This is a genomic window from Catenuloplanes nepalensis (genome assembly GCF_030811575.1).
Classification (GTDB): Bacteria; Actinomycetota; Actinomycetes; order Mycobacteriales; family Micromonosporaceae; genus Catenuloplanes; species Catenuloplanes nepalensis.
On sequence record NZ_JAUSRA010000001.1, the window covers coordinates 4326848 to 4353331 of the forward strand.

General features: G+C 72.9%; 22 protein-coding genes. 8 read left to right on the plus strand and 14 right to left on the minus strand.

Features of this window, described 5'->3' with window-relative positions; translation table 11 throughout:
• Positions 1-187: 187 nt before the first annotated feature.
• A complete protein-coding gene (locus J2S43_RS18570; RefSeq protein WP_306830866.1) occupies positions 188-1270 on the minus strand; it encodes an epoxide hydrolase family protein in 1083 nt (360 codons plus the stop codon).
• A 60-nt stretch (positions 1271-1330) separates the two neighbouring features.
• Here J2S43_RS18570 and J2S43_RS18575 point away from each other — a divergent pair, with 60 nt between their 5' ends.
• On the plus strand, positions 1331-1861 hold the full coding sequence (locus tag J2S43_RS18575; RefSeq protein ID WP_306830867.1) for a CGNR zinc finger domain-containing protein: 531 nt from the start codon (positions 1331-1333) through the stop codon (positions 1859-1861).
• Positions 1862-1906: 45 nt separating this feature from the next.
• On the opposite strand, the gene J2S43_RS18580 is transcribed toward J2S43_RS18575, so the two are convergent.
• The 6 genes from J2S43_RS18580 to J2S43_RS18605 all read right to left on the minus strand — a co-directional run bounded on the left by J2S43_RS18580 (position 1907) and on the right by J2S43_RS18605 (position 11500).
• On the minus strand, positions 1907-4720 hold the full coding sequence (locus tag J2S43_RS18580; RefSeq protein WP_306830869.1) for an AbfB domain-containing protein: 2814 nt from the start codon (positions 4718-4720) through the stop codon (positions 1907-1909).
• Between the two features lie 314 nt (positions 4721-5034).
• Positions 5035-5916: an ADP-ribosylglycohydrolase family protein gene (locus tag J2S43_RS18585; protein ID WP_306830871.1), complete on the minus strand. Its 882-nt coding sequence runs from the start codon at positions 5914-5916 to the stop codon at positions 5035-5037.
• A gap of 192 nt (positions 5917-6108) precedes the next feature.
• A complete protein-coding gene (locus J2S43_RS18590; protein ID WP_306830873.1) occupies positions 6109-6519 on the minus strand; it encodes a hypothetical protein in 411 nt (136 codons plus the stop codon).
• A gap of 286 nt (positions 6520-6805) precedes the next feature.
• Complete coding sequence (locus J2S43_RS18595; RefSeq protein WP_306830876.1) at positions 6806-7627, minus strand: peptidase; 822 nt, start codon at positions 7625-7627, stop codon at positions 6806-6808.
• Between the two features lies 1 nt (position 7628).
• Positions 7629-8903 carry a VWA domain-containing protein gene (locus tag J2S43_RS18600; RefSeq protein WP_306830878.1) on the minus strand — a complete coding sequence of 425 codons (1275 nt, stop codon included), beginning with the start codon at positions 8901-8903 and terminating at the stop codon, positions 7629-7631.
• Between the two features lie 125 nt (positions 8904-9028).
• A complete protein-coding gene (locus tag J2S43_RS18605; protein ID WP_306830880.1) occupies positions 9029-11500 on the minus strand; it encodes a tyrosinase family protein in 2472 nt (823 codons plus the stop codon).
• Positions 11501-11716: 216 nt separating this feature from the next.
• Here J2S43_RS18605 and J2S43_RS18610 point away from each other — a divergent pair, with 216 nt between their 5' ends.
• Positions 11717-12349, plus strand: coding sequence for a putative DNA-mimic protein (locus J2S43_RS18610; RefSeq protein WP_306830882.1), 633 nt, complete (start codon positions 11717-11719; stop codon positions 12347-12349).
• 198 nt (positions 12350-12547) lie between these two features.
• On the opposite strand, the gene J2S43_RS18615 is transcribed toward J2S43_RS18610, so the two are convergent.
• The gene (locus J2S43_RS18615; protein ID WP_306830884.1) at positions 12548-13108 is read right to left on the minus strand and encodes a hypothetical protein; all 561 of its coding nucleotides are present in this window, start codon (positions 13106-13108) and stop codon (positions 12548-12550) included.
• Between J2S43_RS18615 and J2S43_RS18620 the strand changes: the two genes are divergently transcribed.
• Together J2S43_RS18620 and J2S43_RS18625 are read left to right on the plus strand one after the other, a co-directional pair.
• Positions 13107-13334, plus strand: a complete 228-nt coding sequence (locus tag J2S43_RS18620) for a hypothetical protein (protein ID WP_306830887.1) — start codon at positions 13107-13109, stop codon at positions 13332-13334. The genes J2S43_RS18615 and J2S43_RS18620 overlap by 2 nt on opposite strands.
• A 329-nt stretch (positions 13335-13663) precedes the next feature.
• Positions 13664-14446: a Rossmann-fold NAD(P)-binding domain-containing protein gene (locus J2S43_RS18625; protein WP_306830888.1), complete on the plus strand. Its 783-nt coding sequence runs from the start codon at positions 13664-13666 to the stop codon at positions 14444-14446.
• Here the strand turns inward: J2S43_RS18625 and J2S43_RS18630 are convergent.
• The 3 genes from J2S43_RS18630 to J2S43_RS18640 all read right to left on the minus strand — a co-directional run bounded on the left by J2S43_RS18630 (position 14439) and on the right by J2S43_RS18640 (position 18358).
• Positions 14439-15464 carry an LLM class flavin-dependent oxidoreductase gene (locus J2S43_RS18630; protein WP_306830890.1) on the minus strand — a complete coding sequence of 342 codons (1026 nt, stop codon included), beginning with the start codon at positions 15462-15464 and terminating at the stop codon, positions 14439-14441. The two genes, J2S43_RS18625 and J2S43_RS18630, sit on opposite strands and share 8 nt — an antisense overlap.
• Positions 15465-15642: 178 nt before the next feature.
• The gene (locus J2S43_RS18635; RefSeq protein ID WP_306830892.1) at positions 15643-16656 is read right to left on the minus strand and encodes an LLM class flavin-dependent oxidoreductase; all 1014 of its coding nucleotides are present in this window, start codon (positions 16654-16656) and stop codon (positions 15643-15645) included.
• 190 nt (positions 16657-16846) lie between these two features.
• Positions 16847-18358 (minus strand): alpha/beta hydrolase, encoded by a 1512-nt coding sequence (locus J2S43_RS18640; protein WP_306830894.1) that lies wholly within the window; start codon positions 18356-18358, stop codon positions 16847-16849.
• A 184-nt stretch (positions 18359-18542) separates the two neighbouring features.
• Between J2S43_RS18640 and J2S43_RS18645 the strand changes: the two genes are divergently transcribed.
• Positions 18543-19568: a polysaccharide deacetylase family protein gene (locus J2S43_RS18645; RefSeq protein ID WP_306830897.1), complete on the plus strand. Its 1026-nt coding sequence runs from the start codon at positions 18543-18545 to the stop codon at positions 19566-19568.
• A gap of 56 nt (positions 19569-19624) precedes the next feature.
• Here the strand turns inward: J2S43_RS18645 and J2S43_RS18650 are convergent, their stop codons facing one another.
• The gene (locus J2S43_RS18650) at positions 19625-19927 is read right to left on the minus strand and encodes a hypothetical protein (RefSeq protein ID WP_306830900.1); all 303 of its coding nucleotides are present in this window, start codon (positions 19925-19927) and stop codon (positions 19625-19627) included.
• Between the two features lie 45 nt (positions 19928-19972).
• Positions 19973-21679, minus strand: a complete 1707-nt coding sequence (locus J2S43_RS18655) for a hypothetical protein (RefSeq protein WP_306830903.1) — start codon at positions 21677-21679, stop codon at positions 19973-19975.
• Between the two features lie 277 nt (positions 21680-21956).
• Between J2S43_RS18655 and J2S43_RS18660 the strand changes: the two genes are divergently transcribed.
• The 3 genes from J2S43_RS18660 (at position 21957) to J2S43_RS18670 (ending at position 24545) form a co-directional block, all read left to right on the plus strand.
• Positions 21957-22523, plus strand: coding sequence for a TetR/AcrR family transcriptional regulator (locus tag J2S43_RS18660; protein ID WP_306830906.1), 567 nt, complete (start codon positions 21957-21959; stop codon positions 22521-22523).
• Between the two features lie 12 nt (positions 22524-22535).
• On the plus strand, positions 22536-23279 hold the full coding sequence (locus J2S43_RS18665; RefSeq protein ID WP_306830907.1) for a dienelactone hydrolase family protein: 744 nt from the start codon (positions 22536-22538) through the stop codon (positions 23277-23279).
• Between the two features lie 135 nt (positions 23280-23414).
• Entirely contained in the window at positions 23415-24545 is a 1131-nt protein-coding gene (locus tag J2S43_RS18670; RefSeq protein WP_306830909.1) for an oxygenase MpaB family protein, read from the plus strand.
• Between the two features lie 135 nt (positions 24546-24680).
• Here J2S43_RS18670 and J2S43_RS18675 read toward each other — a convergent pair whose 3' ends face one another.
• Positions 24681-26309, minus strand: a complete 1629-nt coding sequence (locus J2S43_RS18675; RefSeq protein ID WP_306830911.1) for a serine/threonine-protein kinase — start codon at positions 26307-26309, stop codon at positions 24681-24683.
• Positions 26310-26484: the final 175 nt, after the last annotated feature.

Below are 26484 nucleotides of genomic sequence, written 5' to 3' on the forward strand. Positions count from 1 at the left end.
GGGCAACAGAGTCAGTCCGAGGGGCGTGAGCGACAGAGGAGGGCCCGCGGGCGCCGGCGGGGCGCTTCCGGAAAGCGCAGGCAGGAATCCGTCTAAGCTAAGTGGCATTGGGCACCGGTCGTCGCCAGGGCTCTCCCCTACACGTTCCGCGGTCGGCCGTGTTTCACTTCGTGCCCGAATCAAGGCTTCACCGCAGAGGGCGGAGAAATTCGGTGATGTCCGCGGTGAGCAGGGCGGGTTCCTCGTGGGCGGCGAAGTGGCCGCCGCGGGGCATCGCGGTGTAGCGGGTCAGGTGGTAGGTGCGCTCGGCCCAGCTGCGCGGCGGCCGGGCCAGGTCGGCCGGGAAGACCGCGAGGCCGGTCGGCACCTCGATCCGCTGCCAGAACGGGCGGTGGTCGAAGTACGGCAGGAACGACGTGGCGATCGTGTTCGTGAACCAGTAGAGCGAGACCTGGGTGAGCAGCTCGTCGTCGGTGAACGCGTCCGGCCGGTCGCTCCACGCGCGGTACTTCTCCGCGATCCACGCGAGCAGCCCGGCCGGTGAATCGCTGAGCCCGTGCGCCGCCGTGAGGGGCCGGGTCCGCTGCAGGTGCTCGTAGCCGCCCTCCTCCGCGTGCCATCGCGCTACCCGCGCGACGTGTGCGCGCTCCTCGTCCGTGACCGGCTCGCCGGGCGGCGTCATCACGGCCAGCAGATGCAGGCCGAGCACCGACGATGGATGGAACGCCGCGAGCCGGCTGCTGACGCCCGCGCCGAGGTCGCCGCCGTGTGCCGCGTACCGCCGATAGCCGAGCACGTCGTGCATCAGCGTGTGCCAGAGCTCGTGCGCCGGTACGCGGGACGGCGCGGAGAACGTGAAGCCGGGCAGCGACGGGATCACCACGTCGCACGCGTCGGCCGGATCGCCACCGTACCGGCTCGGGTGCGCGAGTCGGTCGCCGAGCCGAGTCAGCTCCAGGAATGTGCTGGGCCAGCCGTGGGTGAGCACGATCGGCAGCGGATTCGGGCCCTCACCGCGCAGGTGGACCAGGTGCACGCGGGTGCCGCCGACGTCCGCGGTGAACTGCGGCAGCGCGTTGATCTCGGATTCCCGCGCCCGCCAGTCGAAGTCGCCGGACCAGTACCGGACCAGCCGGGCCATGGTCTCGGCGTCGGCACCGGCGGTCCAGCCGGGGGCATGGATCGGCGCGGGCGCGCGGGTGTCACGCAGCCGGCGGCGGAGGTCGGCCAGGTCGTCGTCGCTGACGTGCAGCGTAAAAGGTTTCAACACCAGCAAAACATAACAGCGGTGTCGGGATTTGCGACACCGGTTATCGGCTAAGCTGGTGTCGTGGACGATCTGGCGCTGGTGGAGGCGTTCCTCAACACGGTCGACGAGCGCACGTTCCGCCGACACGGGACCGCGCATACCGGCGGCGAGCGGCTCACCTCACCGGGCGCGCTGTCCGATTGGCTGGTCGAGCACGACCTGCCACCGGATGCCCGGCTCGACACCGCACTCCAGCTGCGCACCGCGCTACGCGCCTCATTAAAAGGCGAAATTTCGGAAATGTTCGATGTGCTCCACGGCTTCCCGCTCCGACTGCGGCCGGGCAGCACGCTCCGGCTCGGCAGCGCGCTCCGGCTCGATAGCACGCTCCGGCTCGGCAGCGTGGAGGACACCGGTCTCGGGCGGATCGTCGAGGCGGTCGCGCGCGCCACCGTCACCGGCGCCTGGGCACGCATGCGGCTGTGCGCGGCGCCGGACTGCCGCTGGGCGTTCCACGACACCTCGAAGAACGGCGCCGGCCGCTGGTGCTCGATGACCGTCTGCGGCAACCGCGCCAAGACACGCGCCTACCGGCAGCGCCTCAACCCCTGATCAAACCCGCCGCGGGGGTACGGGGACCCCCGCGGCGAGAATGGCTCAGCCGATCGGGTCGGTCAGCACCCACAGCATCGACCCGGCGGAGTCGCGGTCGAGCTGGGCGATGTAGAGCCCGGAGTCCCGCGCCCGGAGGAAGTGCTCCGGGTAGTTGTGCGACCGCAGCAGCACCGCGCCGCCCATCTGCTGCATGCAGAACGTGGCGTCCGCCTTGAACACCGCGGACCCGTCGTCGGAGTCCGCCCGCACCCGGTAGTCGAAGTGCCGCAGGTACCGGCCGTCCGGCGTGCGCAGTGACACGCAAGCCGCGTTGGCCAGGCCCGGAACCATCTCGAAGGTGGCGCCGGAGCTGCCGGCCGACAGCCGCTCCACGGTCACGCTGCCGCCGCTGGCCCGCACGTACCGATCCGAGGAGCTCGCCATCCGCAGCGACCGGCGGTCCGCGGTGACCCCGTTGCCGGGCGGCGGCGCGGCGGACGACGGCGCGGCGGACGGGCTCTTCGTCGGCGACGGCTTTGCCACGGCCGACGGGCTGGGCGACGGCGACGCGGACGGCGTGGGCGAGGCCGACGCGGACGGCGACGGCGACGCGGACGCGGAGGCAGACGACTCCACCACCGGCGGCACCGCGTACTGCGCCGCGTCGGACGGCGCCGCGATCGGCGTGAGCGTGTCGTCGCCGCCGATCACGTTGTTGATGATCAGACCGGCCGTGGTACTCAGCGCGACCACGGCCGCGATGCCGGCCAGCGCCAGCGCCTTCTTCGACCGCCCGGTGTGCTCCGGTTCCTCCGCCTCGCCGAGCGGCACGATCGCGCCCGCGTCATCGTCACCGTCACCACCGGCCGGCGGCGGGATGTGCCGAGACGCGGTCTGCGACGGCACGAACTGGTCGCCCGGCAGGATCACGCCGGCCAGCGTGCCGGTGTCCCGGTCGTCCGCCGGCACCCGCGGGATGACCGCGGTCGCGTCCGCGTCCCCGCCACGCTGCTTCGGGATCGCCACGGTCCCCCCGGCGATCGCGGCGGCCCCGGCGATCGCGGCCTGCTGCCGGGCCGGCGGCACCTCACGCGGGTGCGAGCCCTTGGCCGCCGCGGCCGACGCGCCACCGGACACGGCCGGCAGCATCGCGGTCGGCGCGTCCACGGCCGGGATCCGGGTCGGCGCGCCCCTCCACGACGGCGTCTCCCCGGCCGTCTCCGGTTCGGCCGGCGCGGGCGTGCCCGGGACCCGGGTCGGCGTCCCCTTCCACGCGGGCGCCTCCTCCGGCGCGCGCTTCCCACCGATCATCGGCAGCGCGGCCGTGCCATCGGCCTTCCCGGCCACAACGCCTTCGGACCCCGCACGGGTACGTCCAGCAGCCGCGCCCGCCGCACCCGCACCGGCCGGAGACGCACCGGCGGCGTTCGGCGCACCGGCGTGCCGGGAACCGCCCGGTGTCGCGTCTCCACGGGTTTCGGCGGACCCGGCCGACGCCGCGTGCCGCGATGCTCCGGCCGCGGGGTCGTCTGCGGCATTGCCGGCGCTCGCGCCACCGCGAGTCCCGGCGGTCGCGGCATGCCGCGACGATCCGGTGGTGGCCGTGCCACCCACGGCCGGCGCCTCGGCGGCACGCCGCGAGAGGGCGGCCCCGCCGGAGGTCGCGCCGGCTGCGACGTCGCCACGCGACTCGGCCGGCGTCGAGCGCCGCGCGAGTCCGGCGGCTGCGCCGGGCGCCGTCGCCTCGGGCCGGCCGGCGGACGACGATTCGGGCCGGCCCGTGCCCGTGTCGGAGGACGGTTGGGCCCGGCCGGTGGCGGACGCGGAGGCAGCGCCCGCGGCGGCCGTGAGGGCGGCGATGTCGACGGTCGGTCCCGCCGAGACTTCACCCGATCGGGTGGTGTCCGGGCCCGGGGTGGCTGCCACCCCGCCGGCCGCGGCAGCCGCGGCGGCCGCCGTGCCGGGGGCACCGGCCCAGCCGGCCGAGTAGGCGCCGGGACGACCCGATGCCGGGCCGTTCGGGCCGGTGGCGGCGGAGCGGACCGGCGTGGCCGGTGCCGTACCACCGAGCATGGGGTTGGTGCGGGCCGCGTCCGGCGGGACCAGGCCGTCCGACGCGAGCGCGCCGACCAGCGTGGCCGGGACCGGGACGAGCGGCTTCTCGGCCAACAGCCGGACCAGCTCGGGCAGCCCGGCGATCGCGGCACCGCAGACCGGGCAGTCACCGACGTGCAGGCCGAGGCCGCGGCGCCAGGCCGGGGCGGGCAGGTGGTCCCAGCCTTCGGTGAGCGCGGCCAGCTCGGGGCAGCCGGGGTGGGCGCGCAGCGCGCCGACCAGCGCACGGGCCTGCTCCCACTGCTCGCGGAGCACGGTGACCCGGCCGGTGACGTCGTCCGGCGGCATGCGCAGCGCGTCCGCGACCTCGGCGCGGGTCAGCAGGCCGGCGGCCTCCAGCCACCACAGCGCCAGCACCACCGAGTATTCGCCGTCGATCCAGCGGGTGGCCTCGTCCGCCTCCCGGCGCCGGCCGGTGAGCTTGTGCTGGACGACACAGAGGCTGACGAAGTCGGCGGACGGGTCGGCGGGGCCGCCGTCGAGCGCGGTGGAGACGCCGGCTCCGGCGGCCTGGACGCCCGCGATCTCACGGACCGTACATGCGAGCAGCCAACCACGGAAGCGGTCCGGGTCGCGCAGCTGCGCCAGTTCGCGGGCGGCGCGCGCGAACGTGCGGCGGACCGCGTGCTCGATGTCGGCGTGAACGCGCAGCGCACGGCCCGCGACGTGGTAGACCAGGGGCAGATGGAGCGCGTTCAGCTCCGCAAGCGCTCGACGGTCGCCCACCCGGGCCGCAACAACGAGGTCGATACCCTCGGTCACTTGGCTTCCCACCGCTCTTTTAAGAATTGCTTAATTCGGCACAGCGCCCCAGACCGTACCGAACGAATCTTCTTCGGAAAAGACCGGGGAAGCAGTTCGGTCATCGATTTCCGGCACGGCCGGGTGCACTGGGGACGGTCGATTCTGCCCGAGCGGCCGCGGGACCAGCGCCGGGGACCGCCGACTGTGATCTTCCTGGTCGCGCGCGGTGTGCCCGAAATTTCGGCCTATGACGGCATGATCGGCCGTTGGCGCTGGTCACGGGCGGTCACCGCCACAAACGGCGAAAGTGCGAAATTAACGGAGGGTACGCGTCAGGAAACGTTTAGCGCATAGATCGGCAACGGCTCCCGGCGGGCCAGCCACTCCCCCGGAATTCCGTCACGCCCCGTATATGACGCCACAATCCCGCCCACGATCGCACCGGTCGTGTCGACGTCTCCGCCGGCCGCCACGCACGCCATGATCGCGGCCGGGAAGTCGTCCAGATACGTGACCGCGGCCCACAGCGCGAACGGCACCGTGTCCTGCGCGAGCACCTGAGATCCGTTGCCCAGCTCGTACGCCGCCTCCGCCACACTCACCCCCAGTAGCCGCCGGGCCCGCGCCACCCCGTCCGCGACCCGGCTGCCGACGAGGAATCCGCCGATCGCGTCGAGCAGGTCGCCGGGCGCGGGCCGGTCACGCACCGTCCGCGCCCACCCGGCCTCGGCCGCCGCGACCGCCACGGCCACCGCGCCGAGGATCGCCTCCGGATGCGCGTGCGTGACCTCCGCCGACCGCAGCGCTTCCCGCGCCGCGGCCCGCGTGTCCCCGGCGTGGAACGCGCCCAGCGGCGCCACCCGCATCGCCGCGCCGTTGCCCATCGACCCGGTCCCGCCGAACGCGGCCGGTGCCAGCTCCCGCCAGTCGCCGCCGTCGCGCAGCTGCCGCAGCAGCACGACCGCGCCACCGCCGTACCCTCGATAGGGTTCGAAGTGCTCGGCGAACAGCGCCGCCAGCTCATCCTGATCGATCGGCCGGTCCGGCCGGAGCGCGGCCGTGATCGAGCAGGCCATCTCGGTGTCGTCCGTCCACGGCCACGGCCCGTCCGGAAGCTTCTCCGGGCGCGTGCTCGGAACGAAGAACTGCGCGCCCAGCGCGTCACCCACCGACAGCCCGTCCAGGCTGTCCCCGCAGATATCAATCATCGTCATGCCACCGCCCATGCTAGACGGCTGGCGCACGTTCGCCGCGACTGAACCCGTGATCGGGACACGCGGCGATGCTGTTCTGACACGTGGGGGACGCCCCGATCACGGACGAGACGCCGGGCGAACGTTGCCGGACAACGCACCGGACGGGGGCACCGGAGTGCGGAGCTGCCTCCGGCACCGTCCGGGGGTGCGTCAGCGCGGCGCCAGTGGGGAGAACGAACGCTTCGGCGCGCGGGGTGAGTAGCGGCGGGCCGGGGGCGGGCCGGGCGGGGTGGGCCGGGTGACGCGCGGGCGGCGCAGGGCACGCCAGGAGCGGGCCGCGAGCGCGGCGAGGCGCGCGGAGACGACCGCCACCGGGGCACGCCGGGGTGCTCGCCCGCGCACGCGCGACGAACGGCGGCGGCGGGTGGTGGTGGTGGCGCGTGGGGACGCGGTGCGGCGGTGGATGAGGAACATCGCGCCGGCGCCGGCCGCGACACCGGTGACGAGCGCGATGAACAGCATGGTGGTCGGGCCGAAGATGATCTGGCCGAGGACCGCGCCGGCGGCCCAGCGTGCCGTCCACGCGCCGGCCGACGACCAGGTGAGCGCGTCGAACTTCATGTCAGCCTCCCGTGACGGCCCGCACCGACGACGGCCCGCACCGCCGGGCGGCGTTCCCGGCGGCCGATGCGGCCGAACACGTGGAGTCGAGCCGTCACCACTCAGGGTCGCTCATCCAGGGCGGAAGCCCGTACCCCCCGATGGTGTTTTTCGCTCTGGACGACGGACGGCCGGGCCCGGTGAGGAAGGTACCGGGCCCGGCCGTGCTTCCCCCTGCGGCAGGGGGACCGGCGTGTGCGTGGGGGCTGGCCGCACACCCGCCGGTCTTCGGGGGATCAGGAACGCATCAGGCGCGCACGCGCGGACGGCGGGTCAGCGCGAAGCCGACCACGCCCGCGATCGCGGCGAGCACGCCACCGCCGGCGGTCCAGAACCAGCGGGCGGAGAACTTCGGCAGGTCCGGAAGCCAGTCCCAGCTCCAGCCCTCGCTCTCCTCGTCGTCCGCGGTCGCGAGCGGTGTGCCCGACGCGGACGGCTGCGCGTTGACCGTCCCGGCCCGGGTCACCGGGTCGAGCGGCGCGGCCAGCTCGCCGTCGTCCGCGGACGTGCCCGCGTTCGTGGCGCCGACCAGCAGCGAGACCTTCGCGGACTGGCCCAGGTCCTTCTCCGGCATGTCCGTGATGGACAGGCGGACGTAGTACGTGCCGGGTAGCGGGTCGCCGGACCACGGCTCGGCCCAGGAGCGCACCCGGCGCAGCGAGCAGCGCAGCTCGACGGCGGCGTCCGCGGCCTTCGCCACCGGACTCTGCACGCCGTCCACGCACGCCTGGCGGCGGCGCAGCCCGTCGAAGACCTCGATCGTCCAGGCCTGGTCGCCGCTGCGGCCGGCCGGCAGCGTGACCGTGGCCTCGATGTCGTGCACCTGGCCGGCCCGGGCGGCGAACGCCCAGTAGAGGTACTCGCCGGTGGCCGCGTCCACCTCGACCGGCTGCCCGGCCTCGATCTCGGCCGCGGTCAGGAAGCTGTTACCGGCCTTGGTGACCGTCTCCGCGCCCGGCGACGGCGTGACGCCGGCGTCCGGCGTGGGCGTCGCGGGTGCGGCCTGCGCGGGCAGCGCCGCGCCGAGCAGGATGCCGCCGGTGATGAGAAAGCCTGTCAGGATCCGCATGTCAGTTCCTCCACGTGGCGACCCACCAGCGGGTCAGCCAGCCGGCGAGCAGGCCGGCGACGAGGCCGGAGACGGTGAGCACGAGCAGCAGCAGGAAACCGCGGCCGAGGCCGGGCGCGTCCGGCGCGGGCGAGGCGTCGACCACGTCGATGCTCAGCTCGATCGGCATGCCGGGCGTGTTCGCGGCGTTGGCCGCGCCGGCGCCGGGCGCGAACGAGTTGCTGACCACGAGGCAGACGACGCGCTCTCCCTCGACGTCCTCGTCTTCCGAGTCGAGAGCCCCGGAGTACCGCAGGCCGGTGGAGAGCAGATCGGTCCGCCCGCTGCCCGCGTCCGTGCCGCGGACCAGCTCACGGCCGTCCGTGGCGGTCGCGCGCAGCAGCACGCCGTAGTCGCGCTGCAACGGCCGGTCCAGCGCCAGGCTGACCGAGGCCCGCAGTTCCTGGTCCTCCGCGACGACCACGCGGTAGAAGCGGTGCTCCTCGAACCTCTCCCGGTCGGTGTAGATGCCGGCGGTCAGCGTCGGCGCGCCCTCGCAGGCGTCCGTGCCGGTGACCGCGACCGGCGGTGCCGCGGCCGGCACGTCGGTGGCGCGCTCGACCAGCTGCGTGATCCGGTCGGTCAGCTCGGTCGGCGTGGTCGCGGCCGTGTACGTGCCGCCGGTCGCGGTCGCGATGCAGACCAGCTGCTGCCGGACCTTCTCGTCCGGCGCCAGGCCGAGCGTGTCCACCACCAGGTTCGTGCCCTGCGCGGCCAGCTCACGGGCGACCTCGCACGGGTCCGGCGGCGCGCAGGTGTCCTCGCCGTCGGTGATCAGGATGATGTGCCGGGTGGAGCCGCCGGTGCCGAGGTCCTCGGCCGCGCCGCGCAGCGCCAGGCCGACCGGGGTGAAGCCGGTGGGCTGCAGCGAGGCGATCGCGTTCTTCGCGGCGACGCGGTTGATCGGGCCGACCTCGACCAGCTGCTGGCTGTCCTTGCAGCCCTGCGCCTTGTCGTCGCCGCCGTAGGTGGCGCCGAGCACGCGGATGCCCAGCTGGGTGGTCTCCGGGACCGCGTCGACGACCGTGTTGAACGCGTCCTTGGCGACGGACATGCGGGTGCGGCCGTCGATGTCGGCGGCCTCCATGGACCCGCTGACGTCGAGGACCAGTTCGACCTTGGCCGGTTCGGCGGGTGGTGCGGTCTCGGTCTCGTCGGCGAGCGCGGCGGACGGTGCGACCGCGACGATGCCGAGCAGGCCGAGAACGGCCACTATGGACGCTCTTCTGTGGATCACCGGCGCGATGGTAGTGATCACCGTTCGGGCACGACGACGCACCCACTTCACATTCACCACCGTCTAGCGGGTACGCGAACATCCTTCCTGATCAGAGGCACAGTCCGGGTACGGTCAGGGTGCGGTCACGGTGTGTAGAAGATGCTCACCCGGCCGACCCGGACCGCCGCGACCTCCGCGACCTCCGCGGCCGCCGAGAGCTCCGGCGAGGACTCCGGCGAGGCGAGCGTGATCGGCCGGAACGACACCGCCGCGCCCGGCACGGCACCGCCCTGCGCCGCCACCCAGTCCGTGATGTCGAACGTGCGCCGGAAGCCGTGCGGTGCGTCCCCGCGCGGCCCGTTGTGCTCGATGCCGAAGAAGGACACGTTGCCGACGTAGTGCGGGACCGCGCGGGCGTCGCCGAGCGGGCGGACGAACACCTCGTACACCAGCTCCGGGTTGGTCTCCGCCACGATGTCCTCAAGGTTGAGGAAGACCTGCGGCGCGGCGGCCGACTCGGTGTCAGCGGTGCGCGCGGCGAGCGATTCCAGGACGGCGCTACGCGCGTCGATCGGCACGTCCACGGCCGTGGCCAGACCGGCCAGTTCCACCGGCCGGTCCGACGCGCCGACCAGCTCCGGCTCCGCGACGGCCGCCGCGGAGACCGCTTCGGGCGCGGCCGGAGCGAGACCGATCCCGTCCTGGTAGACGTAGCCCAGGTCCCGGTCGGTGTCCAGCAGGGCGCCCGTGGTGGTGGTGACCCGGTTGCCGGACGCGTCCCGGAACACCCAGGACTGGTTGCGCCACGCCGCGTCCGCCGGGTTCGCCCGCCCGCCGCCCAGACGCAGCCACACCGTCCACAGCCGGTCCACGTTCGCGTGGTGCAGCCAGAAGATCGGGTCGAGCGCGGCCTGGTTCGGATCGCCCATCAGGCCGCCGATCAGCGAGTGGACGTCGTTGTGCGGCGTGAACTCCAGCTCGCCGTACGCGTTGAAGAAGTGCTGCGGACTCGTCCGCCCACCGCCGAAGTTCGGCGTGAACACGGTGGTGCGCATCGCGTTCGTACTGCCGGTCGCGGACGCGGGCAGCCGCCCGCCCGCGTTGATCCCGGCCACGCGCTGCGACACGAACAGCGGGTTCGCCGTGCCGTCCGGCAGCGTCCGCTCGCGGAACGCCGGCGGCAGCGCGGCCCGGGCCGGCGTCGAGTAGTCCCAGTACGGCAGCGCCCAGTCGGCCGGGCCGCCCTGCCGGACCACCTCAGCGCGGACGATCTGCTCGAACCAGTGCAGGTAACCGCGGTGCCAGGGCAGGAAGTGCCAGCTGCCGTGCTGGCACAGGTTCCAGTCCGCGCCGGACGGCGTGGACCCGTTCCGCCCGTGCACGGCCGCCTGATAGGACCAGCTGGTCGGGTCCGAGATCGGCCGGGACTGCATGGCCCGCACCGCCCGCGCGTAGAACAGCAGCACCGGGTCCCAGGCCGGCAGATCCCAGGCATCACGGCGGACCCGGACGGTACGGAACGTGCCGTCGCCCGCGTTCGGCGCGGTCCACACGCCGTCCTCGCCGAAGCCCACCAGGTCCGCACGCCCGTCCCCGGTCAGGTCCACGGCGAAGCGCGGATGCCGGTCGGTGCGCCAGTCCCCGGCCCGGTAGCCGAAACCGGTCAGCGCCAGGGCCGGCCGCGCGAACGTGCCGTCGCCGTTGCTCCGGGCGATCCGCACGCCCGCGTCGCCGAAGCCGACGATGTCCGCGCGCCCGTCCCCGGTCACGTCCGCGAGCAGCCGCGGGTGCCGGTCCGGCAACCACCCGCCGGCGCCGATCGCGAAGTCGTCCAGCACCCGCCGGGCCGGCCCGAACCCGCCCGCGCCGTCATTGAGCGCGACCCAGACGCCGTCCTCGCCGAAGCCCACGATGTCCGGCCGGCCGTCGCCGGTCACGTCCGCCAGCGTGCGCTCGTGCCGGGTGGTGCGCCAGCCGCCCGCGTCGAAGCCGAACGCGGCCAGCACCAGCTTCGGCGGCGCGAACGTGCCGTCGCCGTTGCCCTGCGCCACCACCACGCCCTCGTCGCCGAACGCCACGATGTCCGCGCGGCCGTCGCCGGTCAGGTCGATCACGAACCGGGGGTGCCGCTCGACGCGCCAGCCGCCGGCCTCGACCGCCAGATCGGCCAGGACCAGGCGCGGCACGGTGAACGTGCCGTCGCCGTTGCCGAGCGCGGTGACCACGCCGTCGTCGCCGAACCCGACCAGGTCCGCGCGGCCGTCGCCGGTCAGGTCCACGGCGAACCGCGGGTTGCGCTCCACCCGCCAGCCGCCGGCCGTGTAGCCCAGGTCCGGCACGACCAGGCGGGACGCGGCGAACGTGCCGTCGCCGTTGTTCCGCGCGACCGTCACGCCGTCCTCGCCGAAGCCGACGATGTCCGGCCGGCCGTCGCCGGTCAGGTCCGCGAACAACCGCGGGTGCCGGTCGGCCCGCCAGCCGGCCGCGTAGCCGAACTCGGCCCGCGCCAGCCGGGGCGCCGAGAAGGCGCCGCCGCCGCTCGCCGGTGCGGTGTGCACGCCGGCGTCGCCGAAGCCGGCGATGTCCGCGCGCCCGTCACCGGTCAGATCGATCAAGAATCGAGGATGCCGGTCGGTCCGCCAGCCGCCCCCCGCGTGGAATCCCGTCATCACCCGCTGCATCGCAGGTCCCCCTCAGTCCCGTGAGGTCCCAGCTTCATCCCACCGGACCGTCCGATGCGGCCGGTTGTCGCGCTTCGGACAGCACCGTCACCCTGCGTACGCACGGACCCGGTCAGCGGTCCTGACGGACACGGGCGGTAACGTGCCCGCGTGGGTGTAGCGATCTCGGTGGGTGTCCTGTCCGGCGTGACCGACGCGGAGGAGCGAGCCGCTCTCGGCGGCGGCCTGGAGGCGTTGCGGGTCGCGCTCGCCGCCGAGGGGATCACCTGGTCCGAGCCGGACACGCCGCCGGTCCCCCGCGACTCGCACGCGCTCGGCAGCCTCTCCTACTCGATGCTCGCCTACCTGCGGCGGGTCTCCGCGCTGATCGACGCGGGCCGCGCGGTCACGCCCGCGCGCGGCCCGGCCGAGCTGGACCGCGACCGCCAGATCGTGGACGACGAGACGATGATGTTCTCCTCGCACCTGCTCTGCCACTCCGACTCGGCCGGCTACTACGTGCCGGTCGACTTCCCGGAGCCGCTGTTCCTCAACGACCACCCGGACGTGGCCGGCGGCGGCATGGTCGGCTCCAGCCAGGGCCTGCGCGCGGAGCTGCGCCGGTGCGCGCCCTCGCTCGGCATCACGCTGGCGGAGGACGGGTCGCTGCCGGAGGACGAGGCGCACCGGATCGGCCACATGGACGACGACGCGGACTACGCCATCGAGATCACGGTGTGGTTCACGCTCTGGGACGCGTGCCGCGCCAGCATCGCCGGCGGTCACGCGATCGTGTTCCACTAGCTTTCCGGCGTCCGTTGCGCCGACTCTGATCGGCTTCGCCACGACGATCCGAATATGACATGCGGGCGAGCCCGCACCCGCCACACGCTCGCCGCAGGTCGCGTCGCCGAAGAGGTGTTCGACGAGATCCTCGAGGACGAGAAGACTGATTCAGCGGTACGGCCGGGGAGCACGCTCCCCGGCCGTACCCCTCTCCGATTAGAGCGAGAGACCGACCGCGTTGGCACCGCCGCGCCCGACCGCGAGCCACTGGCCCGCCTTCGCGCACTTGACGGACGCCCACGCCGAGGTCGTGGAGCGGCTGTTGCCGCAGAGACCGCTGCCGCTGGTCTTCACCTGCAGCGTGTCCAGGCGGACGTTGCCGCTGGACCCGCCCGCGACCAGCACGGTCTTGTCGCTGACGCACGTCTGCACGGGCGCCGACTGGATAGTGATCTTCATGCAGAGCGTCCCGACGCCGTTCGCCGTGATCGCTACCGCTTTCGCCTTCTTGCCGGTGCCGGCCGCGCCCGCGGTCACCCGCGCGCCCTTCTTCCCGCACCGCCAACCCTGCCACCCGGTCGAGTCGACCTGGATGTTCACGCAGATGCTCTTACCGCTTGCGAGATCGCGAAGGCTGGCACCGCTCGGCTCGGGCGCACGCGCCCCGCCCAGCGACACCTGCGACCCCTTGGCCATCGCGACGCCCGGCGCCGCACCGACTACCAGCCCAGAGAGGGACAGCGCGAGCGCCGCCCACGCCACGTAGTTACGCTTCATGGCCGACATTATGCAGATATTTCCGAGCAATTCGGGCGGGTCTTTGGCGCGCCGCGCCGTTTGGAAGATCAAAACCATCCGTGGGTACGAGACGGGGTACCACCTTTCGGGCGATGAAGATCCATACTGGAGCGCCATCCCCCCGCTCGGAGGTACCTTCGTGACGGCGGTCCCTGCGCTGCGCCTCACCGGTTCGTCCGAATCGTTCGGCGGCAAGAAGGCTTGATCATCGACCGACACGAAGAGAGGTCAACTTCGATTTTTGACCTTCCTTTCGTGTCGGTCAATGATCCTTTACCCCGGACGACCGCCGGGTCGCTCGCCGCGACCACCGCTGGCCGGCAAGCCCGCCAGGAGCGGCGACAATATTGGGAGATTTCGGGCGCGAAGCGTCCGGAACGCACCACCGCGGCCGCGACCCGCGGTTCCGCGCACGCACCGCGTCCGGCCTCGGCCGCGCCGCCGACGGCGAGAGGGCTGCGCCGGCCAGCGGGGAGATGGCCGGGGCGGCCAGAGGGTTGACCTCAAGCTTCGTTGAGGGTTGAGGATCGACGCATGAGTGGGGATGTGCTGGTCGTCGGGGCTACGGGGAAGATCGGGCGGCATGTGGTCGCGGGGCTGCGGGAGCGGGGCGTGGGAACGCGGGCGGTGAGCCGGCGGGACGGGTTCGATCTCGCGGTGCCGGCGGACGTGGAGAAGGCGGTGGACGGGGCCGGGTCGGTGTTCCTGATCTGGCCGTTCATGACCGGGGAGGCTGCGGTGCCGGTGGCACGGCACTTCGCGGGGCGCCGGGTCGTCTACGTGTCGGCGATGAGTGCGGAGAGCGGGTTCTGGGGCGAGGTCGAGACCGCGATCCGCGGCGTCACCGACCGGTGGACGTTTCTGCGGCCGAGCGGCTTCGCCGGCAACACACTCGGGTGGGCGGACGAGATCAGGACCACCGGCACGGTACGGGTGCCGTCCCCCGAGGCCCGGCGTTCGCTCATCCACGAGCGGGACATCGCGGACGTCGCCGTCCTGACGCTGACCGAAGCGGACGCGCACGCCGGGCGTACCCACGTGATCACCGGTCCTGAAGCACTTTCGCAGACCGAGCAGGTGCGCCTGATCGGTGCGGCGATCGGCCGGGAGCTGCGGGTCGAGGAGCAGCCGCGGGCGGAGGCGCGCGCGGACATGCTGACCTGGGCGACGCCGGAGTGGGCGGACGTCGCGCTGGACTACTGGGCGTCGCTGGTGCACACGCCGGAGCCGGTCAACCGTGCGGTGGAGGATCTGACCGGGCGGCCGGCGCGCTCGTTCGCGGAGTGGGCGCGCGACCACGCGGCCGACTTCAGCTAGCGGGCTTCCAGCCGAGCGCGGGGCCGAGGCGGGTGGCGATGTCCGTGAGGATCTGGACGTAGTCGTCGTGGTCGAAGGTGAACGGCAGCGCGAACGCGACCTCGTCGATCTCCCGGAACGCGGCGTGCGCGTAGAGCCGTTCGGCGATCTCCGCCGACGTGCCGACCAGGTCGGGTGCGAACATCGCCCGCTTCGGGCCCTGCGGCTCGCGCGTACGCGGCAGGCGCTTCTCCGCGAAGGCGTGGTACTTCGCGGCCTGGGACGGCGACGCGGTGTCGGTCGGGATGACGACCAGTCCCTGGGAGACGCGGCCGGCCGGGTGCGCGGCGCGGAACGCGCGCACATGCGACAGCTGAGTCTCGGCGAAGTCGAGGTCCGCAGACTCCTCGGCGAAGACCACGCTGCTGGTCAGGAAGTTCATGCCGTGCTCGGCGGCCCAGGTCGCGGAGCGGAGGCTGCCGCCGCCGTACCAGAGGCGGTCGATCAGGCCGGCCGCGTGCGGCTGCACCCGGTCGGAGTACGCCTCGAAGCCCTCGGTCGCCGCGCCCGCGGTCAGCGCGTCACCGCGCACGGCCGCGAGCAGCCGCTCGACCCGGCCGTAGCCGAGTTCCTCCGCGTCCGCGGTGTCCGGGTAGAGCGCGTCCCTGACCACGTCCCAGCGCATCGGCGGGCCGACGCTGAGGCCGGGGTTGAGCCGGCCGCCGGAGAGCACGTCGACCGTGGCCCAGTCCTCGGCGAGCCGCACCGGATTCTCCCAGCCGAGCGGCGTGACCGCGGTGCCCAGCTCGATCCGCCGGGTGCGCTGGGTGGCCGCGGCCAGCACCGCGACCGGCGAGGAGATGCCGAACTGGAAGTGGCGGTGGCGCAGCCAGGCGCTGTCGAAGCCGAGGCGCTCCCCCAGCTCGATGATCTGCAGCGTGGACTCGTGCCCGGCGGCGGGGTCGGCCTCGTCGAAGAGCCCGATGGTGAGGAATCCCAGCTTTCGGAGCGGCTTCTGCGGCGTCGGCACGATCGTCATTCTGCCGCGATCCGTGCCCCGCCGCCGCCACGACGGGACACAGATCACGATCGGAGATGTAGGTAACCGGCGTTCACCGAACGGTCGCCGGCCGCGTTCCGCCCGGCGACATCGGTCGCACCGCGTTGATGGCCGGCGAACCGGCGACGGCGACACTCCGTACCCGCGAAGGGTCGTCTCAGGCTTTGGGCTGCCAGCCGATGGCGGGCGCGACGTGCGCGGCGATCGTGCCCAGGATCCGCGCGTTGTAGTCGACGCCCAGCTGGTTCGGCACCGTGAACAGCACGTAGTCGGCCTCGCGCACCGCCTCGTCCGCGGCCAGCTCCGCCGCGATCCGGTCAGGCTCACCGACGAAGGTACGGCCGAACCGGGACCGCACGCCCTCCAGCAGCCCGACCTGGTCGTCGTGGCCCTGCGCGCCGAAGTACAGCTCGTCGATCGCCTCGGTGATCGGCAGCACGCTGCGGGACACGGACACCCGCGGCTCCCGCTCGTGCCCGTACTCCTTCCAGGCGGCCTTGAACAGCCGGATCTGCTCGGCCTGCAACTGGTCGAACGGCACGCCGGTGTCCTCGGTCAGCAGCGTCGAGGACTGCAGGTGCACGCCGAGTTTCGCGGCCCACTGGCCGGTCGCGCGGCTCCCCGCGCCCCACCAGACGCGGTCGCGCAGACCCGGCGACTGCGGCTGGATCGCCAGGTGACCGCTCACGCCGCCGGTCCGGCCCGGGTCGGTCCGGGCGACCGGCGCGCCGTCGATCGCGGCCAGGAACACCTCCGCCTTCGACCGGGCCGTCTCCGCGGCGTCGTCCGCCACGTAGCCGAAGTTCTCGGCGCCGCGCAGCGCGGTCTCCGGGGATCCCCGGCTGATCCCCAGTTGCAGCCGCCCACCGCTGATCAGGTCCGCGGCCGCGGCCTCCTCCGCCATGTACAGCGGATTCTCGTAGCGCATGTCGATCACGCCGGTGCCGATCTCGATCCGGCGGGTACGCGCGCCGATCGCGGCGAGCAGCGGGAACGGCGAGGCGAGCTGGCGCTCGAAGTGGTGTACGCGCACGAACGCGCCATCCACGCCGAGCTCCTCCGCGGCCTCGGCCAGCTCGATCGTCTGCAGCAGCGCGTCCGCGGCGCTGCGGGTCTGCGAGCCCGGCATGTCCCGCCAGTGCCCGAACGACAAGAATCCGATCTTCTTCACGCCTGCCATCAACGCGCGGGCGGCCCGTCCGGTTCCCACCCGCTCCGGCCTGCGACGCATCCCTCAGCCCAGCCGCCTCACGGATGCCGCCGCGCCTCAGCGGCCTCATCGCGCGCACCCGGCTTTGATCACGACAGCGCGGCCCTTCCGCGTCCCCGTCGCGGCGCACCACCACGTGGCTCGCGCGACCTCAGCCGACGCTCACCGGCAGCGCGACCGCTACCGGCCAGGCGATCATGACGGCACCGGCCGCGATCGGGGACCACCAGGTGGCGCCGCCGCGGCGGGCGACGGCGGCGAGCAGGGCGTAGAGGACGAACAGCAGGGCGACGAGCGGCGCGATGAGCAGCAGGAACCCGGGCGCGAGACCGATGACGGCCGCGGCGGCCAGCGGCATCGCGATCGCGGCCAGGACGGCGAGGTCCCACACCGGCCCGGCGAGCGCACGCGCCCCGGCCAGCAGCGCGGCCGTCGCCAGTGCCAGCGCCCCCACCAGCCACCAGCGATCCCCGTGCGGAACCATCAAGGTCAACCCCAGCTGCACGGGTACGACCACAGCCGCACCCCCGCCGGCCGACGCCACCACGGCCGTCCACCTCGGCAACGGCGGCCTGTACGACGACAGCCTCCTCGACGGCCTCCGCGCGCCGGTCAGCGCGGCCGCCGCGATCGCGAGGACGCCGCCCACGGCCGCGAAGTAGCCGATCAGGTAACCGGTCACCGGCGACGGCACAGCCACGGCACCGATCCCGCCGCCGGCGAGGCCGAGCAACCCGGCGCCACCGACAGCGATCCAGCCCGCCGGGCGCCGGAGCGCCGCAGCCCGGTCGAGCCCCGCCGGACCGGACACGGCGTCGTGCGGTGGTGGCGTGAGCCGGTGGGAGGGGCGGCCCAGCGCGGCGGTCAGGAGGAGCAGGGCGCCGAGCAGGGTGAGGGCGCCGGCGGCGATGCGGCGGAGCGGGACGGTTCCGGAGCCGGTCGCGGTGTTGCCGACCGCGGCGTCGAGCCAGGCGGCGGCCTCGCGGTGGGTGCGCGGCGCGTAGAGCACGCTGATGTGCTCGACGAACGGCACGCTGACCAGGCGCCGGTCGCCGACGGGCCGGTCGCCGGACGCCGGTTCGCGGGCCGTCTGCTCACCGGCGGCGCGGAAGCCGGCGGGCTCCAGCGCGCCGACGATCAGCAGCAGGCGGCGCGGCCCGGGCGCGCCGCCGGAGCCGGGCAGCGAGATCGCGACCGTGGCCGCGATCCGCGGGTCGGCCGCGCCGGCCCGGACCACCGCGCCCGCGCCCATCGAGTGGCCGAGCAGCGTGACCCGGTCCGGGTCGACGTCCGGGAGCTCGCGCGCGTGCGCGACGACGGCCGCGATCTCCGGGTCGATCGCCGAGGGCACGTCCAGCCGGCGGGTGTTCGCGCCGTGCCCGGCCAGGTCCGGGAGGAGCACCACATATCCGCGACGGGCCAGCGTGTCCGCGAACGGGCGCATCAGCCGTCCGGATCCGGCGTAGCCGTGCACCACCACGACCGCGGGCCGGCCGCCGGACGCCCCCGCGACCGCGGGCCCTCGGACGATCTCGACCGGGACGCCGCCGACGCGGAGTGACTCGCCGCTCAGGCCGCGGTCCGCGAGGAACAGGGCGGTCAGGCCGGCGGCCACCGCCAGGATTCCGGCGACGAGGACGGACCACCACGGGCGCATCGACATCGGTGCACCGTACCCCCGGGTGATCGGCAATCGGCGGCGGGATCGCCGCGCCTGGTTTTCGGCTTCCTTCCGGAAACCAGGACATCGACAACGGGCGCTTATATTGACGTTCATCCCTTGAAGGCGTCGGCGATTCCATAGATACTCCGGAATGTTTCAGTCATTGTCCGGAAGGAGCCCACCGATGCCCCGGCACCGCACCACCGCGCTCGCCACGGCCGTCCTGGCCGTGGCGGCCGGCGCCGTCACCACCGTCACGACCGGCGCCGCCGCCGCGACCGACCCCGCGGTCACGGCCGCCGCCTGCGAGAGCGGCTACGTCGCGCTCACCTACGACGACGGGCCGAACCCGTCCACCACGCAGGCGCTGCTCACCGCGCTGCGCAACGCGAACGCGCGGGCCACGTTCTTCAACACCGGCCAGCGCGTCCAGCAGAACCCGGCGCTGGCCCGCGCGCAGGTCACGGCCGGGCACTGGGTCGCGAACCACAGCTGGAGCCACCCGCACATGACCCAGCTGTCCGCCGCGCAGATGAACCAGGAACTGTCCCAGACCCAGTCCGCGATCGCGCAGGCCACCGGCGTGACACCCCGGCTCTTCCGCCCGCCCTACGGCGAGACGAACGCGACGCTGCAGTCCGTCGAGGCCCAGCTCGGCCTGCGCGAGATCATCTGGACCGTCGACTCCCAGGACTGGAACAACGCCTCCACCGCACAGATCGTCGCGGCCGCGAACACGCTCCAGGCCGGCGGCATCATCCTGATGCACGACGCCTACCAGACCACGATCAACGCCGTCCCGCAGATCGTCGCCAACCTCGCCGCCCGCGGCCTCTGCCCCGGCATGATCTCCCCGTCCACCGGCCGCGCCGTCGCCCCCGACGGCGGCAGCACCCCCACCGACCCCGGCCCCGGCTCGTGCACCGCCACCTACGCCGAGACGCAGCGCTGGGGCGACCGCTTCAACGGCCAGGTCACCATCCGCGCCGGCAGCGCCGCCATCTCCAGCTGGACCTCGACCGTCACGCTCACCGCACCCCAGAGCGTCTCCACCACCTGGAACGGCACCCCGTCCTGGAACGGCTCCGTGATGACCATGCGCCCCAACGGCAACGGCTCCCTCTCCCCCGGCGCCACCACCACCTTCGGCTTCACCGTCATGGCCAACGGCACCTGGACCACCCCCACCGTCACCTGCAGCACCCCCTGACGCGTCACAAACGCAAGCGAGCCGCCGACACGTGTCGGCGGCTCGACTACACCCGCTCAGGATTCGCTGCGGCGCGGGGAACGAGCCGGCACTTGAACACGGGTCAGACTGTCCATGGCAACGTCGTAATACCCGGTGAAGGCCTCGTCGAGCTTTTCGTGTATCTGCGTCCGTGTCAGGCTCTCGTCGATGCTCTGCGGCGGCCAACCCTCACCCTGCACGTAATATCCCGACTCGTCGGTGTGCCCGGCACGCGTCATCAAGCGATCCATGAACCGGACCAGCCGACCGCCACCGCGCCGGCCGGCACCGGAACGATCGTCACCATCGGGCTGCGTATTCGCCCTCGAATCACTCATTGCAACCACCCCACATTCAAGGCTATCGGTACGGCGAACCGCGCGTCACCCCTGCTGCTCGATCCGATTGGCGTCACTCTCCCTCGCAGTCTGCCGCGAGGCGAGCTGAATGAATGTCCAGGTACGGATCAGATAGAAGTACAGGATGAGCACGGTGTTCAGCGTCGCGACCAGAAAGAGGACCGCCCACGACGGCCGCGAGACGAACAGCACCGAGAACCGCACGTACTCGCCGATGTTCGGCAGCGGTGCGTGCGTACGGTGCAGGATGTACAGCGCGCTCGCCATCACCGACGTGGCGGCGGTCAGCAACAGCGACGCGCGGCTCGTCATGGTGCCCTCCAGCAGCCGCCGGCTCGGCTGATCGAAACCGAGCCAGGCTGCCGCGACCGCGGGGAACGCGAGCAGCACCGCAGGCGCGTCCGTGCCCAGTTCGGCGACGCTGCCATACGAGATGCCGATGCCCACCGCCCAGACGAGAACGGCCGACGCCATGGCGGCGACCAGCGCACGGAAGGTCGATCCCGGTGGTGTCTCGAAGAAGAGCACCTTGAGTTTCGGCGGCGGCACGGACTCGGTGTGCTCGGGAAAGAATCGCGTGTAGAAGTGCGCGTACGTCTGCCCGAGGCGGCGTCGGAAACGGTAGTACGGCGGCGGAACGTCATGGGCGCGGTGCTCGTTACGGTCCGCGAGGAAGCGGGACATGTCGGGGCAGTCCTGCTGACCGAGGTAGAGTCCGTCCTCGCTGCGCACCAGGAGGTGGTAGCTCTGCGCGGTTCCCGCCATGGTCAGCGGTATCTGCAACGCGACCGGACGGGCGCCCAGCATGATGCGAGCGACCCCTTTTATCCACGCGAAGGCTCGGCTGTCACCGCCCGAGACATGCAGCGTGGGAATGACGGTCCGGCTCAGCGTCAACCTCAGTCTGCCATCCGCCGCGGATGAGGCCACCGCGACGATCGCGTAGTGCCGGGCGAGCTTCTGCGTGAAGGTCCGAGCAAGGGTCAGATGAACCGGATCCGGTGCCTGCAACTCGCCCAAGGCGGCTGCACCGGCGACACTCATCGTCGAGTCCGGCACCCGCCGCTGGACGATGTCCCGAAGGGCGGCCCGCTCCGCCCGCAGCGCCTCCGGCGGAAGGGTCTCGCCCACCTGCAGCCGGTAGGCGGCGGCGACAAGAATCCGCAGCGCGCTGGCCGCCAGCAGCAGGTACTCACGGTAGGTCAGCGCCGGCACGCTCACGCCCTCGCCGTCGACGAGTGAGAAGTTGTCGCTGAGTTCGCCCTTCGGCTGCACCGTTATCGGAAATAGCACCTGGTCGGCGCCGTTCGCGTCCAGTCGCGCATCCACCGTGATCGTCTGCTGGAGCGCACGCCGGCTCGGCTCGTAGATCTCGACCAGGCGCAGCCTGGTCTTCACCGGCTCGATGATCGCGGAGGCGAACAGCCTCGCCTGCTCCATCGTGACCCCGAGGTCGGCACCGGCGGCGTGCTGCAACTCGGCGATCTGCGCATCCTCCACCTGGAGGACGCGCGTGTTCCGGCTGGTCTGCTGCAGCAGACGGCCGTGCCGGAAATAGACGTACGCCGCGGCGACGAACACGAAGACCACAAAACCCAGCGCCTTCAGGAGCCACCGCACGCCGGTACTCGTGTCGACCGGCGTCACCAGGCAGATCAGCAGCGCACCGCCGGCGATCAGACCGATCGGAACGCGCAGCCATTCCGGCGGTCTCCGTGCCGCCCTGTCCATCTCCGATCTCCCATCCTCGATGTCGACACCTCGTGCGGGTGCCGCCATCCAACGTGTTCCGAACCGTGCCCGACGGACTAGCAGTACGTCGCTCACGGAAGGCGGGTTACGCAGTGTGGCCACACGGGCATTCACAGAACGTCAACGGGATCGACGCTAGGCACACGGTCGGCCCTGCTCAAGCGATGACGAACGATCGGTCACGCTAGCGAATCTTGCGGGAGTAACTAGCCGATCGACTAGCCAAGTGGATAGTCGATCGGCTAGTTTTGTTGGCGTGAGACGACCACCGGGGGAAGCGCGGCGGCGGTTGCTCGATGCCACGCTGCGGCTGTATGCCAGGCATGGGGTCGGGGGGACGTCGCTGCAGATGATCGCGGATGAGCTGGGGGTGACCAAGGCCGCGGTCTACCACCAGTTCGCGACCAAGGAGGAGATCGCCCTCGCGGTGGTGCAGCCGGCGATCGACGCGCTGGCCGCGGTCGCGGACGCGGCCGAGGCACAGTCGAGCCGCGCGGCCCGGCGAGAAGCCGCGGTCACCGGCGTGGTCGCGCTGATGGTCGGCAACCGGGAGCGCGCCTCCGTGCTCTCCGGTGACCCGGCGATGGCCACGCTGATCCGGGCGCATCCGGACCTCGCCACGCAGGCCCGCCGCCTCAAGGCCGCGCTCTTCGGGTCGGCCGTCGACGAACCGGAGGCCCGTGTCACCGCCACGCTGCTGGCCGGCGGCATGGCGACGGCCGGCCGTGACCCGAGCCTGGCCGATCTCACCGACGAGGATCTGCGCACCCACCTGCTCACGCTCGCCCGCCGCCTGCTGCGGATGCGGGCGCCGCACGACTGAAGGAGAACCACCATGTGTTACGGCGACGACGCCCAGGCCCCGGCCCCGCCGGAGCGGGCCCCGCTCGGCTCGCACGGCGAGACGGTCCTCACCTCGGCCGACGGCACGCGGTTCGGTGCCTACCACGCGGATCCGGCCACCGCGTCGGACCAGGCGATCGTGATCCTGCCGGACGCGCGCGGGCTGCACACGTTCTACCACGACCTGGCGAAGCGCTGGGCCGAGGCGGGCCGGCACGCGATCGCGATCGACTACTTCGGGCGGACCGCGGGGATCGGCCCGCGCGGCGAGGACTTCCCGTACCGGGAGCACATGCAGTCCATGGATCTCGCGAAGATCGCCGAGGACGCGTCCGCGGCCGTGGCCTGGCTGCGCCGGCAGACCGGGGCGCGCAGCGTGTTCGTGGTCGGCTTCTGCATCGGCGGTGCGATGTCGTGGCGGCAGGCCGCTGCGGGTGACGGCCTGGCCGGCGTGATCGGCTTCTACGGCATCCCGTCCCGCGCGCTCGACGCCGCACCGAACGTGGCCTCGCCGGTGCTGGTGATGGCCGCGGGCAAGGATTTCACCCCGGTCGAGGACACCCGGAACTTCGCCGACACGGTACGCCGCGAGGCCGGCGTCGACGTGCAGTTCGAACTGTTCCCGGACGCGCCGCACAGCTTCTTCGACCAGGCCTTCGGCCAGCACACGGACGACGTCGCCCGGGCGTGGCAGGTGCAGCTCGACTTCCTCGACAGGCACGCCGTACCCGCCTGATTCAGCGCCTGGATCGGTGTGGGAGACGGGCTGCGGCGCGGTCCAGAAGCCGCCTGGCCGCACGTCGCAACCAGCCGACACCTGGACCGCGCCTCACTCCGGCCCTCACACCGATCCAGGCGCTATGGTCGATGGATGGTCGCCACCCCTGCGCGATTCGGAGCGGGCGGTCAGTGGGCGGAACGCGCCGCCCGCCCGCTCCGGCTGACGGCCGGCCCCGGCGCACGACCCACCCCCGACGAGATCGACGCGATGCGCGCCGCACTGCTGCAGCGGGACGAGCCGGGCGCGGCGCTGGCCCGCGCGCTGCTCACCGACCGCACGGTCACCCAGGCGCAGGTCCGTGCCGCGCTCGCGGACCCGGGCGCCCCCGCGCCGAAACCGATGGACGAATTCCTGGATACGGTACGGGTCCGTCCGTCCTGGGTGGACGACGCGCTGCTGGACCGGGGCGCGGAGGTGTGCCGCACGTTCGGCGTGGACGCGACGCTGGTCCTGACGTACGGCTCGCTGCTCGGCGGTTACCGCACCGCCGCCGCGCTGGAGCCGCTGGTCCGCACCGGGCGGCTGACCGGCGACGAGACCGCGCGCCGGATCGCGGAGACGACCGGGTGGTGGCGGGCCGTGACCGCGCCCGGCGGCCTGCGCCCGGGCGCGGAGGGGCACCGGCTGACGCTGCACGTCCGCGTCATGCACGCGATGGTCAACCACCGTCTGGAGGCCGACCCGTCCTGGGATCACGCCGGCCGCGGTGTGCCGATCAACCAGTACGACCAGGCCAGCACGCTCGGCGTGTTCAGCACCAGCTTCCTGCTGCACCTGCGGCTGCTCGGCGTGCGTGTCTCGCGCGCGGACGGCGCGGCCGTGATGCACCTGTGGAGCTACGTCGGCGCGCTGATGGGCGTCGCCGACCGGTGGCTCCCGCACACCGAGCGCAGCGGCCGCCGCCTGCTCTACCAGCTGCTCGCCCACGATCCGCCGCCGGACGCGAACAGCACCGCGCTGGCCCGCGCGCTGATCGACTCGGGCGTGCCGGAGCGGCGCGAGCGCGCGCTGTCCATCGCGACCTGGCTACTCGGCCCGGCCGCGCTCCGCGACCTCGGCCTGCCGCCGCGTCCGCCCTGGCACGCGCTCTCCCGCGTCGCGGCCAACCTGCCGGCCACGCACGTCTCCGGCCGACTGCCGGGCGGCCGCCGCCGGCTCCTCGCCCGCGCCGAACGCCAGCTCCGCCACTACCAGGCCGCCGACCCCCGCGACCTGGCCTAGGCCGTCGTCCACGAACGTGCGCCGGGACAGAAATCCGTGATCGGGGGCGTCCCCATGCTGCTCTGACGACATGGGGGGACGCCCCGATCACGGACGAGACACGCCCGGCGAACGTCGCTGGACGGGTCAAGCGTCTCAGGGCTTCGGCACGAAGCTGTCGAAGATCAGCTGGAGGTCCTTGTTGGCGGCGTTCCAGTCCGACTCGGGAGTCTGCCAGTAGATGCCGTACGCCTGGGTCGGCGACGTGACCACGCCCCGGTTGTTGACGTGCACCCGCCCGAACTGCGAGTCGTAGGTCCACTCCCAGTCCGCGGCCTTCTGGAAGTAGTCGACCGCGACGATCTTCACCTCGCTGTAGCCGGGGAAGTCGCCGTCGGCGATGCGCGTGTCGCGCTGCTCACTCCAGTCCGCGACCGGGTCCGCCTTCGGCGTGTTCGTCTGGTCGACGCCGAGCACGCGCCCGGTCGGCCCGGTGAAGTAGACCATCGTCCCGTCCTGCGACTGCGTCCAGCCGTTCGGCACGTACACCTTGAAGCCGGTCGGGTCGGTGTAGTCCCGCCAGCCCTGGGGCAGCTGCGGCCGCCCGGAGCCCTCACCGGAGCCGCCGGCGTTCTCGCCACCACCGGCGGCCTGGCCGGTCGGCGACGGCGTCGGCGCACCGACCGGCGACGGCTGCACCGCCTGCGAGGCCGGGGCGTCCGAGGGTCCGGCCGAGGGCGTGCCCGCACTCGCGGTCGGCCCGGGCGCCGCGATGTTGTCGCCGGGCGTGTCCCCGGTGCCGTCCGGGCGCGTCAGGACGAACGCGACCAGCGTCACCACCAGCACGACCGCCACCGCCGCCGCGCCGATGATCAACGGTCGCGCCGGCCCCGGTCGTCCCCCCGGGGGGTCCTGGTCTTTTCGGGCCGGTGCGATCGGCGCCGCGGTCGCGCGCGCGACCTTGGACTTGCCCTCCGCCGCGGCCTGTAGCAGCCGTCCCGCGTCCGCGCTGGTGAGGCGCTCGCCCGGGTTCTTCTTCAGCAGCCCGTCGATGACCGGGGCGAGCGCGCCGGCCCGCTCCATCGGGTCCGGCGGGTCGGCCGCGATCGCGGTCAGCGTGCCGACCGCGGACGCGCGGTGGAACGGTGCGCGGCCCTCGACCGCGTCGTAGAGCGTGGCGCCGAGCGACCACAGGTCGGCCGCCTCGGTGGCCTCCCCCTCCTGCGCGCGCTCCGGCGCCATGTAGTCGAGCGAGGCGTGCAGCTGCTGGCCGGAGCTGGTGATCAGCCCGTCGCCCTCGATCGTGGCGATGCCGAAGTCGGTGAGCACGACGCGGCCGTCGTCGGCGATCAGCACGTTCGCCGGTTTGACGTCGCGGTGCTGGACTCCGGCCTTGTGCGCGGCCCGCAGCGCCTCCAGGATCTCCAGCCCGATCACCGCGGCCTGGCGGTCGTCGAGCGGCCCGTCCTCCTGGACGATCTCCTTGAGCGAGCGGGACGGCACGTGCTCCATCACGATCCACGGCTTGCCGTCGGCCTCGAACACGTCGTAGACGCCGACCACGCCGTGATGGTTGAGCCGCGCGGCCGCGCGCGCCTCGCGCAGCGTCCGGCGGCGGGCCACCGCGGCGTCCTCCTCGCTTCCGGGCGGGAGAACGATCTCCTTGATGGCGACATCGCGGTCGAGGCGCTCGTCGTGCGCGAGCCACACCCGGCCCATGCCGCCGGAGCCGATCGCTTCGCCGAGACGGTAGCGTCCGGCGATCATGGTGGGGGCCTCTGGCATATGTGAAAACTACCCACTGGGTACGACGGTGACGCATCAGGGATGGGCCGCGTCCACCACGAATTTCCCAGGCCGTCGCCGGGCCCCGCACCCCGTCGACGACCGCCGTCCCGCCGCCGCGGCTCCGCCGGGCGTGATCTGGCGCACTCGGGAAGCCCGGCGAGTGACGGAACCG

Excerpts from the sequence above, each read along its gene's own strand:
- J2S43_RS18645 (WP_306830897.1), top strand. The coding sequence starts at position 18,543 with ATGCCCCGGCACCGCACCACCGCGCTCGCCACGGCCGTCCTGGCCGTG.
- J2S43_RS18665 (WP_306830907.1), top strand. The coding sequence starts at position 22,536 with ATGTGTTACGGCGACGACGCCCAGGCCCCGGCCCCGCCGGAGCGGGCC.
- J2S43_RS18625 (WP_306830888.1), top strand. The coding sequence starts at position 13,664 with ATGAGTGGGGATGTGCTGGTCGTCGGGGCTACGGGGAAGATCGGGCGG.
- J2S43_RS18675 (WP_306830911.1), bottom strand. The coding sequence starts at position 26,309 with ATGCCAGAGGCCCCCACCATGATCGCCGGACGCTACCGTCTCGGCGAA.
- J2S43_RS18620 (WP_306830887.1), top strand. The coding sequence starts at position 13,107 with ATGGCCGACATTATGCAGATATTTCCGAGCAATTCGGGCGGGTCTTTG.
- J2S43_RS18595 (WP_306830876.1), bottom strand. The coding sequence starts at position 7,627 with ATGCGGATCCTGACAGGCTTTCTCATCACCGGCGGCATCCTGCTCGGC.
- J2S43_RS18655 (WP_306830903.1), bottom strand. The coding sequence starts at position 21,679 with ATGGACAGGGCGGCACGGAGACCGCCGGAATGGCTGCGCGTTCCGATC.
- J2S43_RS18670 (WP_306830909.1), top strand. The coding sequence starts at position 23,415 with ATGGTCGCCACCCCTGCGCGATTCGGAGCGGGCGGTCAGTGGGCGGAA.
- J2S43_RS18650 (WP_306830900.1), bottom strand. The coding sequence starts at position 19,927 with ATGAGTGATTCGAGGGCGAATACGCAGCCCGATGGTGACGATCGTTCC.
- J2S43_RS18590 (WP_306830873.1), bottom strand. The coding sequence starts at position 6,519 with ATGAAGTTCGACGCGCTCACCTGGTCGTCGGCCGGCGCGTGGACGGCA.
- J2S43_RS18630 (WP_306830890.1), bottom strand. The coding sequence starts at position 15,464 with ATGACGATCGTGCCGACGCCGCAGAAGCCGCTCCGAAAGCTGGGATTC.
- J2S43_RS18640 (WP_306830894.1), bottom strand. The coding sequence starts at position 18,358 with ATGTCGATGCGCCCGTGGTGGTCCGTCCTCGTCGCCGGAATCCTGGCG.
- J2S43_RS18585 (WP_306830871.1), bottom strand. The coding sequence starts at position 5,916 with ATGACGATGATTGATATCTGCGGGGACAGCCTGGACGGGCTGTCGGTG.
- J2S43_RS18615 (WP_306830884.1), bottom strand. The coding sequence starts at position 13,108 with ATGAAGCGTAACTACGTGGCGTGGGCGGCGCTCGCGCTGTCCCTCTCT.